The 14,329-nt window shown below is 70.2% G+C and carries 13 protein-coding genes; 8 read left to right on the top strand and 5 right to left on the bottom strand.

Annotated features, from left to right (window positions below; genetic code table 11):
• Window positions 1-132: 132 nt before the first annotated feature.
• The 4 genes from MMA15_RS16675 to MMA15_RS16660 all read right to left on the bottom strand — a co-directional run bounded on the left by MMA15_RS16675 (window position 133) and on the right by MMA15_RS16660 (window position 4,526).
• On the bottom strand, window positions 133-825 hold the full coding sequence (locus MMA15_RS16675; protein ID WP_241060693.1) for a demethylmenaquinone methyltransferase: 693 nt from the start codon (window positions 823-825) through the stop codon (window positions 133-135).
• A 106-nt stretch (window positions 826-931) separates the two neighbouring features.
• Entirely contained in the window at window positions 932-2,032 is a 1,101-nt protein-coding gene (locus tag MMA15_RS16670) for a hypothetical protein (protein WP_241060691.1), read from the bottom strand.
• Between the two features lie 161 nt (window positions 2,033-2,193).
• Complete coding sequence (mqnC, locus tag MMA15_RS16665; protein ID WP_241060689.1) at window positions 2,194-3,390, bottom strand: cyclic dehypoxanthinyl futalosine synthase; 1,197 nt, start codon at window positions 3,388-3,390, stop codon at window positions 2,194-2,196.
• Window positions 3,391-3,554: 164 nt separating this feature from the next.
• A complete protein-coding gene (locus MMA15_RS16660) occupies window positions 3,555-4,526 on the bottom strand; it encodes a menaquinone biosynthetic enzyme MqnA/MqnD family protein (protein ID WP_372498256.1) in 972 nt (323 codons plus the stop codon).
• Between the two features lie 345 nt (window positions 4,527-4,871).
• Between MMA15_RS16660 and MMA15_RS16655 the strand changes: the two genes are divergently transcribed.
• Window positions 4,872-5,075 (top strand): cold-shock protein, encoded by a 204-nt coding sequence (locus tag MMA15_RS16655; RefSeq protein ID WP_241060685.1) that lies wholly within the window; start codon window positions 4,872-4,874, stop codon window positions 5,073-5,075.
• Window positions 5,076-5,686: 611 nt separating this feature from the next.
• Window positions 5,687-6,571 carry a serine/threonine kinase C-terminal domain-containing protein gene (locus MMA15_RS16650; protein ID WP_241060683.1) on the top strand — a complete coding sequence of 295 codons (885 nt, stop codon included), beginning with the start codon at window positions 5,687-5,689 and terminating at the stop codon, window positions 6,569-6,571.
• Window positions 6,572-6,742: 171 nt separating this feature from the next.
• On the opposite strand, the gene MMA15_RS16645 is transcribed toward MMA15_RS16650, so the two are convergent.
• Window positions 6,743-7,225 carry a spore-associated protein A gene (locus MMA15_RS16645; protein WP_241060681.1) on the bottom strand — a complete coding sequence of 161 codons (483 nt, stop codon included), beginning with the start codon at window positions 7,223-7,225 and terminating at the stop codon, window positions 6,743-6,745.
• A gap of 316 nt (window positions 7,226-7,541) precedes the next feature.
• On the opposite strand from MMA15_RS16645, the gene MMA15_RS16640 reads away from it, so the two are divergent.
• The 6 genes from MMA15_RS16640 to MMA15_RS16615 all read left to right on the top strand — a co-directional run bounded on the left by MMA15_RS16640 (window position 7,542) and on the right by MMA15_RS16615 (window position 14,137).
• Window positions 7,542-8,540 carry a TetR/AcrR family transcriptional regulator gene (locus MMA15_RS16640; protein WP_241060679.1) on the top strand — a complete coding sequence of 333 codons (999 nt, stop codon included), beginning with the start codon at window positions 7,542-7,544 and terminating at the stop codon, window positions 8,538-8,540.
• A gap of 176 nt (window positions 8,541-8,716) precedes the next feature.
• Window positions 8,717-9,604, top strand: a complete 888-nt coding sequence (locus MMA15_RS16635; protein WP_241063238.1) for a beta-keto acid cleavage family enzyme — start codon at window positions 8,717-8,719, stop codon at window positions 9,602-9,604.
• Between the two features lie 96 nt (window positions 9,605-9,700).
• On the top strand, window positions 9,701-10,729 hold the full coding sequence (locus tag MMA15_RS16630) for a 3-hydroxyacyl-CoA dehydrogenase NAD-binding domain-containing protein (RefSeq protein WP_241060677.1): 1,029 nt from the start codon (window positions 9,701-9,703) through the stop codon (window positions 10,727-10,729).
• A 71-nt stretch (window positions 10,730-10,800) separates the two neighbouring features.
• Window positions 10,801-11,277, top strand: coding sequence for a thioesterase family protein (locus tag MMA15_RS16625; RefSeq protein ID WP_241063237.1), 477 nt, complete (start codon window positions 10,801-10,803; stop codon window positions 11,275-11,277).
• A gap of 439 nt (window positions 11,278-11,716) precedes the next feature.
• Window positions 11,717-12,655, top strand: a complete 939-nt coding sequence (locus tag MMA15_RS16620; RefSeq protein WP_241060675.1) for a TauD/TfdA dioxygenase family protein — start codon at window positions 11,717-11,719, stop codon at window positions 12,653-12,655.
• A 270-nt stretch (window positions 12,656-12,925) separates the two neighbouring features.
• Window positions 12,926-14,137 (top strand): lipase family protein, encoded by a 1,212-nt coding sequence (locus MMA15_RS16615; protein WP_443732552.1) that lies wholly within the window; start codon window positions 12,926-12,928, stop codon window positions 14,135-14,137.
• Window positions 14,138-14,329 lie beyond the last annotated feature (192 nt).

Below are 14,329 nucleotides of genomic sequence, written 5' to 3'. Positions count from 1 at the left end.
CAGTCTATGAGGACGGCCGGGACCGTCGGTCCAGGGGCGCCGGGCTTGCCTCGGGCCCCTGACGGCTACGGGTTGAGGGTCACGGGTCACGGGCGTACGCCTTGGCGTCGGCGGCGGTCACGCCCCGGTGTCCTAGGGGCGTACACCGCGGTGCAGTGCCACGACGCCGCCCGTCAGATTCCGCCAGGCGGCCTTCGCCCAGCCCGCGTCCTGGAGGCGGCGGGCGAGCGCGGGCTGGTCGGGCCAGGCACGGATCGACTCCGCGAGATAGACGTATGCGTCGGGGCTGGAGGAGACGGCCCTGGCGACCGGAGGCAGCGCCCGCATCAGATACTCGGTGTAGACGGTGCGGAACGGCGCCCACGTCGGGTGGCTGAACTCGCAGATGACGACCCGGCCGCCGGGCGCGGTCACCCGGTGCATCTCGCGCAGCGCACCGTCGACGTCCTGCACGTTGCGCAGCCCGAACGAGATCGTCACGGCGTCGAACACCCCGTCGCCGAACGGCAGTCGGGTCGCGTCCCCGGCGGTGAACGGCATCCACGGATGGCGCTTCTTGCCCTCCGCCAGCATTCCGAGGCTGAAGTCGCACGGCACGGTGTAGGCGCCCGCCGCGGCGAACGGCTGCGACGAGGTGCCCGTGCCCGCGGCGAGATCGAGGACGCGCTCACCGGGCCGCGCGTCCACGGCGCGGGCGACGGCCCGACGCCACAGCCGCGTCTGCCCGAGGGAGAGCACGTCGTTGGTGAGGTCGTACCGCGCGGCGACGTCGTCGAACATCGCGGCGACTGCCTGCGGCTGCTTTTCCAGTGATGCGCGGGTCACACGGCCATTGTGTCGGCACGCCCGGCGAGGCGCGGCGGCGGGGTCCACGGACTGCACAGCGGACGGCACAGCGGATCGCACATGCGCGGCAGACGCGGCAGCGCGGCTACGACAGGAACCACCAGAGCGACGCGAGTACCGCCAGCGCTCCCAGGGCCGCGGCGGCGATCTGCACGGTCCGCTGCCGGGACGGCACGGCGAACACCCCGTACACGGTGGCCCCGGGGTGCGCCGCCGGCGCGGGATGGGCGTAGAGCACACGGTGCGGCAGCAGCGGCACGTCGACCCGGACAAGCGGAAGCACATCGAGGGTGGCCCTGAGGGCGACTTCGCCGTCCGCCTTCGCCATTCGCGGTTCCAGCCCCTTGACCGCCTCGTCGTCCAGCTCGCCGACGGACGCGACCCCGGCGCGGCCGTCGAGCACCGCCGTACGCCAACTGCCGTTGCGGCGCGCGCGGTTCCGGGCCCACCAGGACAGGCCGTGCTCCGGCCACCGCAGGGGCTTCGTATCGGGGCTCCGGCCGATGGTGCCCCCGATCCAGGTGGTGAAGATTCCGGTGCCCTCGCAGTCGTCGTGGGCCACCGTGCCGGCGCGGTCGCATCGGGGACAGTCCCGGCGGCCCGTGCCCTCACACTCGAGGCAGTCGACCTCGCCTCTGCCCAGGCACGAGCGGCAGGCGGCGCCCCGCTCTCCGCACTCGGCGCAGGTGAGGCGCTTCTCCGTACGTACGGGCGCGGGCCGCGCCGCCTCGGAGCCCGCCTCGGAGTCCTTATCGCTGTCGCCCGACCGGCAGTTGAGGCAGGAGTCGACCCCGCCGCACACCTCGCACTCGATACGGCGGTCGCAGCGCACCGTCTTACGGCCCGAGCACTCCGGGCATCCGACCTTGCCGCCGTCGCAGCGCCGGCAGGGCTCCACCGCCTCCGATCCGCGCTTGACCAGCCGCAGCATCGTCGGCTGCGAAGGGTCCCGCGGCGGATCGAGGCGGTAGTCGGCGAGGACGTCGTAGACCGGACGGTCCGAAAGGCCGAAGTCGCCGGGCTCCTTCTCCGGCCTCTCCATACGGCTCTCGATGCTGCGTACGACCCGGCCCGTCACCAGGGTGTGCCGGGTGAGCGACCAGGTGGGCGGCGGACCCGCCTGCGCCAGTTCCCCACGCCGTTCGAGATGACGCCGTACCGCTTCCCTGGCGTCCTCGTCGTCCAAGTGCCCCACCCCAAGCCGGTGCACCGGCGTCCCGGCCACGGCGACCGGAGTCGGACATGCGGTGCACCAGCGGACCTACCCCCGCAACGACCCCCACACGCACGGGACTTGAGGCGGACAGGCCGACGGGCTTCCTCGGGCTGGCTTCGCCGTCCGCCGGGCTACTTCGCCTCGATCAGATTGAGTTCGGGGTGCGCACTGCCGCCCTCGATCGCGGTGGACGAGAAGTGCGAGACGACGCGGTCGTCCGACGGGTCGTCGGCCGGGTCCTCGTGGACGACGAGGTGCTCGTACGTCGTGCTCCGCTGCGCCGGTACCCGGTCCGCGGAGCGGATCAGCTCCAGCAGCTCCGTACGGTTCGAGCGGTGCTTCGCGCCCGCCGACGAGACCACGTTCTCCTCCAGCATCACGGAGCCGAGGTCGTCGGCACCGTAGTGGAGGGAGAGCTGGCCGACCTCCTTGCCGGTGGTGAGCCAGGAGCCCTGGATGTGCGCCACGTTGTCGAAGAACAGCCGCGCGACGGCGATCATCCGCAGGTACTCGAAGAGGGTGGCCTGCGTCTGGCCCTTCAGATGGTTGTTCTCCGGCTGGTACGTGTACGGGATGAAGGCGCGGAAGCCTCCCGTGCGGTCCTGCACGTCACGGATCATCCGCAGATGCTCGATCCGCTCGGCGTTGGTCTCGCCGGTGCCCATCAGCATCGTCGACGTGGACTCGACGCCCAGGCCGTGCGCCGTCTCCATGATCTCCAGCCAGCGCTCGCCCGACTCCTTGAGCGGGGCGATGGCCTTGCGGGCCCGGGCGGGCAGCAGCTCGGCACCCGCACCCGCGAAGGAGTCGAGGCCGGCGGCGTGGATGCGCCGGATCGCCTCCTCGGGGGTCACACCGGAGATCTTCGCCATGTGCTCGACCTCGGAGGCGCCCAGCGAATGGATCACCAGCTCCGGGAAGCGCTCCTTGATCGCGGCGAAGTGCTCCTCGTAGTACTCCACGCCGTAGTCCGGGTGGTGGCCGCCCTGGAACATGATCTGCGTGCCGCCCAGTTCGACCGTCTCCTCGCATCGGCGCAGGATGTCGTCGAGGTCGCGCGTCCATACGTCCTCGCTCTTCGGCGAGGCGTAGAAGGCGCAGAACTTGCAGGCGGTGACGCAGGAGTTGGTGTAGTTGATGTTCCGCTCGATGATGTACGTCGCGATGTGCTCGGTGCCCGCGTAGCGCTTGCGGCGGGCGGCGTCGGCCGCGGCGCCCAGAGCGTGCAGGGGCGCTGAGCGGTACAGGTCGAGCGCTTCCTCGGGGGTGATGCGGGCGCCCTCGGCAGCGCGGTCGAGAACGGCCTGACGGTCGGCGGTTTCGGGCACCGGGGCGTCCCTCCGGAGGTGGCTGGCGGCAGTTGCTGTGCCAGGCCAGCGTACGCCAGGGGGCGAGGGCGGCCTCGGGGCACCGGGACGTGACGTCCGGCCCCCGGCGCCTCGGTCGCCGTCCGCGGCCCGGTCGTTCAGCCGCGGTCCGCGGCCCGGTCGTCTCAGTCGCCGTCCGCGGCCCGGTCGTCTCCGTCGCCGTCCGCGACCGGCAGCAAGTCGACGCGTACGTCCGCGGGATAGTCGCCTCCCGCCGCGGTGCGCCGTACGAACTCGGCGACCCCCTGCAACTGCCTGCTGCCCAGCCGGAAGTCGAGCGTCGTGAAGTACCGCTCCAGCACCGGGGGTTCGAAGACCTCCCAGCGAGCGGCGTGCTCGGCGACCTTCGCGACCTCCTCCAGTGCGAGGTCCCGTGAGGAGAGGAAGGCGCGGTGCACCTCGTGCACCGTCTCCGGGTGGTCCGCCAGATAGTCGCGGCGCACGGCCCACACCGCCATGACGAACGGCAGCCCCGTCCACTCCTTCCACAGCTCGCCCAGGTCGTGGACCTCCAGGCCGGGCTCGGGCAGGTTCCGCAGATAGGCGCGCAGCCCGACGTCGCCGATCACGACGGCAGCGTCGGCCTCGTTCATCATCCGTTCGAGGTCGGGCTCGCAGGTGAAGTAGTCGGGCCGTACGCCGAACCGCTCGGCCAGCAGCAGCCGCGCCAGCCGTACGGACGTGCGCGAGGTCGAGCCCAACGCGACCTTCACGCCGTTGAGTTGGTCGAGCGGCCTGCGTGTGACGATCTCGCAGGACATCACCGGCCCGTCGCATCCGACGGCGATATCCGGAAGCGCGACGAGCCGGTCGGCATTCTTGAGGAATTCGACGAGTGTGACCGGCCCGATATCCAGTTCCCCGTTCACCAACTGGTCGCTCAGCTTTTCCGGAGTGTCCCTCGTCAGCTCCAGATCGAGCAGGGAGCCGGTGTGAACAAGGCCCCAGTAGAGCGGAAGGCAGTTGAGGAACTGGATGTGCCCCACACGAGGACGGGACCTTGGAGCCTGCGGAAACTCAGTCACACCCCGGAGCGTACGCCGCGCCCGCGGGCCGTCCGCCACAGGCCCGTCGTCGGCCGGGAGGCGATTTCCCATAACGGAACGTAAGGGGACGGCGGCGGATCGGGACCGTCGAGGCGGATCGAGAGGGGAACGCCCGGAGGAGTCGAGAGGAACACCCGGGAGGGGGCGACAAACGGAAGGAGAGGCGGCGGCAGAGGCGCCCTGTGAGCGGCGCGGAGGGAAACCCGCCAGCGCACGCCGGAGATCGCGGCCCTTCCACACCGCAAGGCAGCGTGCTAGGCTCGCCGACAAGTTGCAGTTTGGTTTCCTTGCAGTACAGAGCCTGCGGAGCATGTGACCGCGGGCTCTCGTCGTTTTCAGAGACTTCGTAGCGGGGTTCTGGGAGCAGGGCGACCCTTATAGGCCCAAGGAGGGCTTATGGCTACCGGAACCGTCAAGTGGTTCAACGCTGAAAAGGGCTTTGGCTTCATCGCCCAGGACGGCGGCGGTCCCGATGTCTTCGTCCACTACTCCGCGATCAACGCGACTGGCTTCCGCTCCCTCGAGGAGAACCAGGTCGTGAGCTTCGACGTGACCCAGGGTCCGAAGGGGCCGCAGGCGGAGAACGTCACGGCACAGTGACCTGATCGCACCACCCAAGGAGCCCCCGCCGGGAAACCGGCGGGGGCTCCTGCCGTTCCGGCTCCGGCTCGCGCCCACGCCTCGCGTCCCGCCTCGCGTCCCGCCTCGCGTCCCCCCTCGCGTCCACGTCTCGCACCCCGCGAGTCGCGGTCCGGCGGGGCCGCCGGGTGCTCGTCCGGAGTCGTGCCGGGACCGTTCCCGGGGCTCCCCGGGGCTGAATCCGGGCCCGAATCCACCCCGCGCTTCGAAGTTCCTCTTCGTATGCGCTTACGTCTCCGCTTCCTGTTTACGGCCGGACGCGCCGTGTGATGTCGTACGGCCCGGCGCTCCGTACGGCATCGGGGCGCGAAGGGTGCGTGGGCGCGGTGAGACCCGTCAGCAGCCCGTCAGTAGCTCGTCGGCGCCCCCTCGGCGGCCCGGTCCCCGCCCCGTGGCGATTGACCGTAAATCTTCCGGCATTTCGGGAAAGTTCCCAGCTCAGGGACTGTCCGTCTCTGCTAAAAGTGCATCCGCAGTGGGAGCAAAGTGTGGCCCCGCAAGTACCGTCTGTCGGTGCACTGCCCGTTTATTGGGAGCCATCGGGATCGCTCGGGGGAGCACGGGAGCTGCTCATGTTGACCACATGCCCGCACTGCGGCACCAGATCACCGGCATCGTCGGACGCCTGCGCGGGGTGCGGACGCGCCCTGTATCCGCTGACGGCGCCGCCACCGCCGCCCCCGTTCAAGTTCCGCACCAGGACCAACTACGTACGGCTGGGGATCACGCTCGGCGTCATCACCCTGCTCGTGGGCGCGGGAACGTCCTCCGGGATGCTGATGAACCGGGACGACGCCGCGGACGACCGAGCCGACAGCCGGATCTCGCGGTACAAGATGGTCGACACCGGTGCGTCGCCCGACCCGTCGCCCACCACGGCGTCGGCGTCGCCGAAGGAGAAGAAGAAAAAGGAGAAGAAGAAGGAGGAGGAGTCGGCGTCCCCGACGCCCTCCCCCAGCAAGACTTCGAGCAAGCCGCCCGCGCCCGAGCCGACCAAGCCTCCCGCCCCTCAACTGCCCGCGGGATTCCGCAAGGTGGTCGACGACCACGGCTTCTCGCTCGCCGTGATGAAGGGGTGGCAGCGCCAGGAGCTGAGCCCGACGCAGATCGGCTACATGGCACCGGCCGGCGACGAGTATCTGCACATCAGCGAGATCGCGAGCGCGCCGAAGGCCAGCTTCATCAGGTTCCTGGAGACGGAACAGGCGATGCAGGAGTCAGGGAACGGCTATTCGCGCATCCGCCTGGCGCACAACACCTTCCAGGGGCACAACGGAGCACGCTGGGAGTTCACTTACGTACCGGAGTCGGGCGAGCAGATGCACGTCGTGCAGCAGGCGTACATCGACGACGCGGGCACCGAGTACACGATCTACTTCGAGGCCGCCCAGCGAGTGTGGGACTCGCAGGAGGACCTGATCTTCCGCACCGCGCTCGACACCTGGAAGCAGCCCTGACGGCAGGGCCCGGATTCGGGAAGAGACGAGTGAGGGGCACGACTGCCGGCTGAAAGGTTCAGGTCCCTCACGGTCAGGGGCGGTTGACCGTTCCCCCTGGTCAACCGCCCCTGACGTACTCGTCGGCGTGGCTGCCGGCCGCCGGTCCGGAGCCGAAGCCGAAGCGCGAGGCTACTTCAGGGTGCCGCAGTTGGAGCCGCTGTTGAAGTACTCCTCGTCACCGATGACGCCGCTCCACTCGATGCAGTGGCCCGAGCCCTCGTCCACGTAGACCGGGCCCGCGTACTCGGTGAACTCGCCCTCCTCCACGACCGGCTGGGTCTCCTCGTCGTCCTTGAGCACGCGGACGGCCGCGGACATGTGCACCGGGTCGCCCTTCTCATTGCGGATGGTGACGACGCAGTTCTTGCCCGTCGAGGAGTTGTACGTGAGGTAGACGGTGCCCAGGCCGGCGATACCGGCGGAGTTGACCACCGAGTATCCGGAGCCGCAGGCCCCGTTGTACGCCGCCTTGTGGGCGCCCTCCGTGGTCGCCGCGGTGGCGGCGGTGTTCCTGGGTCCGGCGGTGGCGGCCGAGGCGGTGCCCGCGGTCGCGATCAGGCCCGTACCCGCGATGAACACGGCGGCTGCCAGAGCGGCACTCTTCGAACGCATAACTGTTCCCCCAGTCATGGTCAGTGGTCTTGCCCGGTCGATGGTCGGTCGAACCGGACCTGCGGCCCGTGGTCTTCAGGCCGCTGATCCACAAGAAGAGACCTGCGAACCCCTGCGGGGGTTGTACGCCGATCCGGATTCGGCTGACGGGCAGTCAGCGGTGGCGGATCGCGGACGTGCGGGGCGGACCGTAGCCGAGCAACATCACTGACTGATGCATCAGTCAGCACCGCAACACCCCGTCTGCCTCTGGATATTGCGAATGTGCCCGCCTTCGGTATTGCGATTTTCTCAATGTGCTCCTACGGTGTTCCGCATGCAGCAGGAGCCCGGAAGCCGAGTCCCCGACGCGGGTGGCGACGTCTCCGTACGAGTGCGGCAGGTGATCGGCGAAACCGGTTGCAGCCAGCGGGAGTTCGCCCGGCGGATCGTGATGGACCCGTCGAAGCTGTCCCGTTCGCTGAGCGGGAGCCGCCGCTTCACCGTGGCCGAGCTCGCGCGGATCGCGGACGCGGGCGGCGTCGACGCGGCATGGCTGCTGGGCGCTTCCGGTACGGGCGGGAACGCTGCCGCGCCCGGGGTGCCGTCCGTGACAAGGGCCGCGGCCCGAGCCGGAACCGCGGCCGGAACCGCGGCCGGCACCGGGTCGCGCAACGGATCGCGCAACGGATCGCGTACCGAGGCCCGTCACGGAGACGCAGTCGCCGCCGCCTCGCCCGAGGGCGGCCGCCCGTTGCAGATCGTCCGCGAGACGGTCCGCCTCATCGCCGAGCACGGCTTCCACTCCGTACGCGTCTCGGACATCGCCGAGGCATGCTCGACGAGCACGGCCGCCATCCACTACCACTTCCCCGGCCGTGCCGAGCTGCTGGAGGCGGCGGTCCGCTGGTGCATGGACGAGGACACCGCGCGCCGCGCGGCCCGTGCGGCCCAGGCGGGCGACGACGCGGCCGACGAGCTTCGCCGCCTGGTCGAACTCCAGATCCCGCGCGACGCACAGCAGCGCCGTCAGTGGCTGGTCTGGCTCGATCTGTGGGCAGAGGCCGCACGTTCCACGGCCGTGGGACAGCTTCACGCCGACTACTACCGGCAGTGGCGTACGACTGTCGCGGACGTGATCCGGCGCGGGATCGAGCAGGGCCTATTCCGTGCCGTGGACCCGGAGTTCGCCGCCCTGCGCCTCACCGCCCTCATCGACGGCCTCGCCGCTCAGGCGCTCGCCACCGCGCCGGAGGCCGGGGAGGGCGGCGAGGCCATGCGGAGGGTCCTCCTCGCCCATATCGACACCGAGTTGTCCGCCAGACCGGCCCGCTGATCCATACGTACGACGTCGCCGCGACCGTCGGCGCGCACCGGCACCGCACCGGCACCAGCACCGGCACGACCCGATCGATCCGTTCCCTCCACCCCGCCCCGACCCGACCGGCCCCACCCGACGCACCCGACGCACCCCGACCCGATCCGTACGAGCGGAGGAGAAAGCCCATGCCCATGAACAGCTCCGTCATCATCACTTGTGCGCTCACCGGCGCCGGAGACACCGTCGGCCGGAGTCCGCACGTCCCGGTCACGCCCGAGCAGATCGCCCGTTCCGCGGTCGAGGCCGCCGGTGCGGGCGCCGCCGTGGTGCACATCCACGTACGGGACCCCGAGACGGGCGCACCCGCACGCGACCCGCGCCTCTACCGGGAGGTCGTGGAGGCGATCAAGGAGACCGGAACCGACGTCGTCATCAATCTCACCGCGGGCATGGGAGGCGACCTCGTCATCGACCCCGAGGACCCGCTGACGCATCTGCCCGGCACCGACCTGGTCGGCGGAGTCGAACGCCTCCCCCACGTCGAGGAGTTGCTGCCCGACATCTGCACCCTCGACTGCGGTTCCCTCAACTTCGGCGAGGGCAGCAACCTCTACATCTCCACGCCCGACATGCTGCGCTCGGGCGCCAAGCGGATCCAGGAGCTCGGCGTACGGCCGGAGTTGGAGATCTTCGACACGGGCCAGCTCTGGTTCGCCAAGCAGCTACTCGAAGAGGGCCTGCTGGACGACCCGACCGTCTTCCAGCTCTGCATGGGCATCCCCTGGGGCGCTCCGGCCGAGCCGGGCGTGCTGAAGTCGATGGTCGACATCCTTCCGCCGGGTGCGCAGTGGGCGAGCTTCGCGCTGGGGCGAATGCAGATGCCGTGGGTCGCGCAGTCGATCCTGCTCGGCGGAAACGTACGGGTGGGGCTGGAGGACAACCTCTACCTCAGCAAGGGAGTCAAGGCGACCAACGCCCAACTCGTAGAGCGCGCCGTGCAGATCACCGAGCTGCTGGGCGCACAGGTGGCCACACCGGACCAGGCCCGCGAACGGCTGGGACTCAAGCCCCGGGCCTGAAGCCGGGCATGAGCCCTGGCCCGAACCGGACGGCGGCGGTCCGCCGCCGCACCGCCGGAATCTCCGCAGCAGCGACCGCTAAAGGACACCACCAGCATGACCGCACCGCCCTCCGCCTCCTCCCCCGCTCCTCGCCCGCCCGAGGCCGTACGCCGTGTCGCCTGCGTCGGAGCAGGCGTGATCGGCGGCGGCTGGGTGGCGCACTTCCTCGCCCGTGGCTACGACGTCACCGCATGGGACCCGGCGCCCGACGCCGAGGAGAAGCTGCGCCGCCTCGTGGACGCCGCATGGCCCGCCCTGGAACAGCTCGGTCTCGCCGAGGGGGCCTCGCCCACCCGTCTCACGGTCGCCCCCACCCTTCAAGACGCCGTCGCCGGGGCCGAGTTCGTACAGGAGAGCGCTCCGGAGAAGCTGGAGCTGAAGCGCTCGCTGCTGGCGGAGCTGGACGCCGCCGCGCCGCCCGGTGTCGTCATCGCCTCCTCCACTTCCGGCTATCCGATGTCCGACATGCAGGGCGAGGCGGCGGACCCCGGGCGGCTGCTGGTCGGCCACCCCTTCAACCCGCCGTATCTGATCCCGCTCGTGGAGGTCGTGGGCGGGAGGTCGACTGATCCGGAGGCGGTCGCGTGGGCGTCGCGCTTCTACGAGGTGGCGGGCAAGTCCGTGATCACGATGGACCGCGAACTGCCCGGCTTCATCGCCAACCGCCTCCAGGAGGCGCTGTGGCGGGAGGCGCTGCACATGGTCGCCAACGGCGAGGCGTCCGTACGCGACATCGACGACTCGATCACCGAAGGGCCCGGCCTGCGCTGGGCGTTCATGGGCCCTTGCCTGACCTTCGCCCTCGCGGGCGGTGAGGGCGGAATGGCCCACATGCTCGACCACTTCGGCCCTTCGCTCAAGTCTCCGTGGACGAGGCTGGAGGCGCCCGAACTCGACTCGGCGCTGCGTGATGCGATGGTGGACGGCTGCGACGAGGCAGCCGGGGGCCGTTCCATCGCACAGCTCGTGGCCGAACGCGACCAGGGCGTCATCGACGTACTACGCGCTACGGGCCGCCTGCCGCACGGCGGTGGACGGCACACGGACCGAGGAGACGCCACCGTCGAGGGAGAGACAAGGTGAGCACCGAAGAGACGGAAGCGACCGGCACCGGCACCGGCACCGAAGAGACCGAAGCGGCCGGGCGGGGCGCCCTGCCCGCAGGCGCCGACGAGCCGATCACAGACCACACGGCGACCGTGCGCCCCGAGTGGATCGACTACAACGGCCATATGAACGAGGCGTTCTACGTTCTCGTCTTCGGCCACGCGACCGACGCCATGATGATCGAGACCGGCATGGGCCAGAAGTACCGCGAGGAGAGCGGCTGCTCCCTCTACACGGCCGAGGCCCATGTGCGCTATCTCCGCGAGGTCTCCGAGGGTGCCGAACTGACCGTCCGTACACGGATTCTGGGCGTCGACGCGAAGAAGGTCCGCCTGGTGCTGGAGATGCGGGCGAAGGGCCGCAAGGAACCGGTGGCCACCTCGGAGCTGCTCATGATCCATGTCGACCAGAGGGCGGGACGGGCCGCGCCGTTCCCCGACGCCGTACGTGAGCGCTTCGCCGCGCTGACGGAGAAGGCACCGCAGTGGGCGGGCAGTTCGATCGGCCCGGTACCGAAGGCATAGGGCGGGGTCCGGGCCGGACGGGCCCGGACTCGCCCCGGAGAGAGACGCAGCCGGGGAAAGACGCAGCCGGAGAGAGACGCAGCCGGGGCCGGTAAGGCAGTCGGAGAGTCGGCCAGGAGTCGTGGAGGCAGTCGGCGGGCGCCACCGACGGGACTTCCGTGGCCCGTCCACATGCCGGTCGCGCCGTTGACGATCCCGTAGCCCCCCGCTCAGAATGTGCCCATGATCCAGCACACCTCTTCTGCCTGTGGACGCCTCAGCGTGCCGTGGCGTCGCGGGTGTGAGCGGTCCGGTCGATAGGGCCTGCGCAGAGCCCTGCCGCGCGTTCTCGTACGCGTCACGCGCCGCGCGTTCCCGTACGCGTCACGTCCGCTCGGGCGCCATGCGCTCCCGGACGCAACTCTCCCTTTCGACCGCTGACTTCGAAGGATCGTCACTCATGACCCTCACCCCCGCCTCCCCTGCCCCTGTCCTGCGCGACGCCCGCGTCCCCGCCGACGGGATGTACGAGGGCCGCCGTACCCTGCGCCGGCTGCCCGAGGGCGCGCCCGAACCGCCCTACGAGCGCTTCGAGGTCGTGCCGCAGGGCCGTGTCATCGGCGCCGAGATCCGCGGCGTCGACCTCTCCCGGCCCCTGGACCGGGAGCTGCGGGACGAGCTGAACCGTGCGCTGCTGGAGTGGAAGGTGCTCTTCTTCCGCGGCCAGGGCCTCACCTCCGGGCAGCAGCGCGACTTCGCCGCGAACTGGGGCGAGTTGGAGACCAATCCGCTGCTCGCCCGCGGCTCGTCCGCCGAGGTCGTACGTTTCGAGAAGGGCGGCGACGCGGCCCCCACTTTCGAGAACGTGTGGCACGCGGACGTCACCTTCCGTGAACGGCCCGCGCTCGGCGCCGTACTCCAGCTCCGCGAGGTGCCGCCCGTCGGCGGCGACACGATGTGGGCGGACATGGCCGCCGCCTACGACAACCTCCCCGACACGGTGAAGGCGCGCATCGACGGCGCGACCGCCGTGCACGACTTCATCCCCGGCTTCGCGCGCTTCTACGGCCCGGAGAAGCTGATCCCGTTGCAGGAGGAGTTCCCGCCGGTCGAGCACCCCGTGGTACGGACGCATCCCGAGACGGGCCGCCGGATGCTCTTCGTCAACACGTCCTTCACCACGCACATCACGGGCATGGACCGCGACGAGAGCGACCGCCTGCTGAGCTACCTGGTCCGGCAGGCCCACGTGCCGGAGTACCAGGTCCGCTTCCGCTGGCAGCCCGGCGACATCGCCTTCTGGGACAACCGCGCCACCCAGCACTACGCGGTCGACGACTACGCCCCGCACCGCCGCGTGGCGGAACGCGTCGCGATCGCGGGCGACCGGCCCTTCTGAGCCGTCACGAGCCCTACGGGGACGGACTCCCGGCAGCGGCACCGGGTTTCGCTGCCGTCCCCGTACGGCTCCCGGGGCATGTACGCCTGCACGCGTACGCCTGTGCGTGTGCGCCCATGCCCGCGCCCGGGGAAGGCCGCCGAGGGGCAGGTCGGCCGCCGTTGTTGTGCCGTGCATGCACACTTACGGCGCGACCCCTTCACGGGGTACTGACGCGTCAGTACGTTCCACCCAACGAGCCCAGCATTCCGAATCGTTGGGAGACCCCCCATGCGCATCCCCATTCGAAGAAGACGCCCCCGTACTGGAAAAGTCCGTAGCAAGGCGGTCACCGCAACAATCGCGGTGACCGCCTTGTGCTTTTCCGCAGCGCTGGCCTCCCCCGCGAACGCGGGCACCCCCAAGGCCGCGCAGCCCGGTGACGTCGTCAGCGCCGAACCGACCGACTTCCAGGTGTTCCCCGGCGTATCCCTCCCCACCCACGCCTGGAAGATCCAGTACAACTCGACGGATGCGAAAGGGAAGTCCAACACCGTCTCGGGCACGGTCCTCGTGCCCAAGGACGACCGCGAAGGGCCGAGGCCACTGCTGACGTACGCGGTCGGCACCGTCGGCATCGCCGACAAGTGCGCGCCGTCGGCGAACTTCCCCGTGGGCAAGACCAAGGAGGCGCCGCTGATCGAGGGTGCGCTGCTGCGCGGCTGGGCCGTCGCCGTCACCGACTACGAGGGGCTGGGCACGCCGGGCACGCACACCTACACCGTCGGACGTGCCGCCGGCACCGCCGTGCTCGACGCGGCACGCGCCGCCCAACGACTGCCCGGCGCACAGGAGAAGGGCGTCACCGAGGACTCCCCCGTCGGCATCATGGGCTACTCGCAGGGCGGCCAGGCCAGCGGCTGGGCGGCCGAACTCGCCGGAACCTACGCGCCGGAACTCCAGGTCAAGGGCACGGCGAGCGGCGGTGTCCCGGCCGATCTGCCGAAGGTCGCAGAGTACAACGACGGCGACGAGGAGGCGGGCCTGGTGCTGATGTCCGCGATCGGCCACGACGCCGCGTTCCCCGAACTCGGCCTGGACGGCTACCTCAACGACGAGGGCAAGCGCATCACGCAGATCATGAAGGACGGCTGTCTCGCCGAGGCGTCGGAGGCGGGCGCGAACAAGTCCGTCGAGGACGTCACGACCAAGGACCCCAACGACCAGCCCGACTGGCAGCAGCGCCTCGCCGAGGACAAGCTCGGCACCAAGGCACCGGGTGCGCCCGTGTACCTGTACCACGGTGAGGCCGACGAGATCATTCCGTACGACGTAGGGAAGCAGCTACGCGCCGACTGGTGCGCGAAAGGCAACACCGTCGAGTGGACGAGCTTCCCGCTCGCACCGCACGCGGGCACTGCGATCCTCGCCTCGATCCCCGCGATGAACTGGCTCTCCGACCGCTTCAAGGGTGAGCCGACGCAGGGCGACTGCGGTGGCTGAGCACGGTGATCGAGCACGGTGATCGAGCACCGTGATCGAGCACGGCGAGCGAGCAACGGCGAGCGAGCAACGGCGACTGAACAACCGAACACCGTGATTCAGCACGGTGGTTGAGCACCGTGATCGAGCACGAGGCTGAGAACGTGGTTGAGCGCAGCGACCGAGCGCCCGACCTCCGACGGCCTCAGCCGC

It is taken from the genome of Streptomyces marispadix (genome assembly GCF_022524345.1).
Taxonomy (GTDB): domain Bacteria; phylum Actinomycetota; class Actinomycetes; order Streptomycetales; family Streptomycetaceae; genus Streptomyces; species Streptomyces marispadix.
Note: the sequence above shows the minus strand (reverse complement) of the source record. Positions and strands in the feature narration are given on the sequence as shown.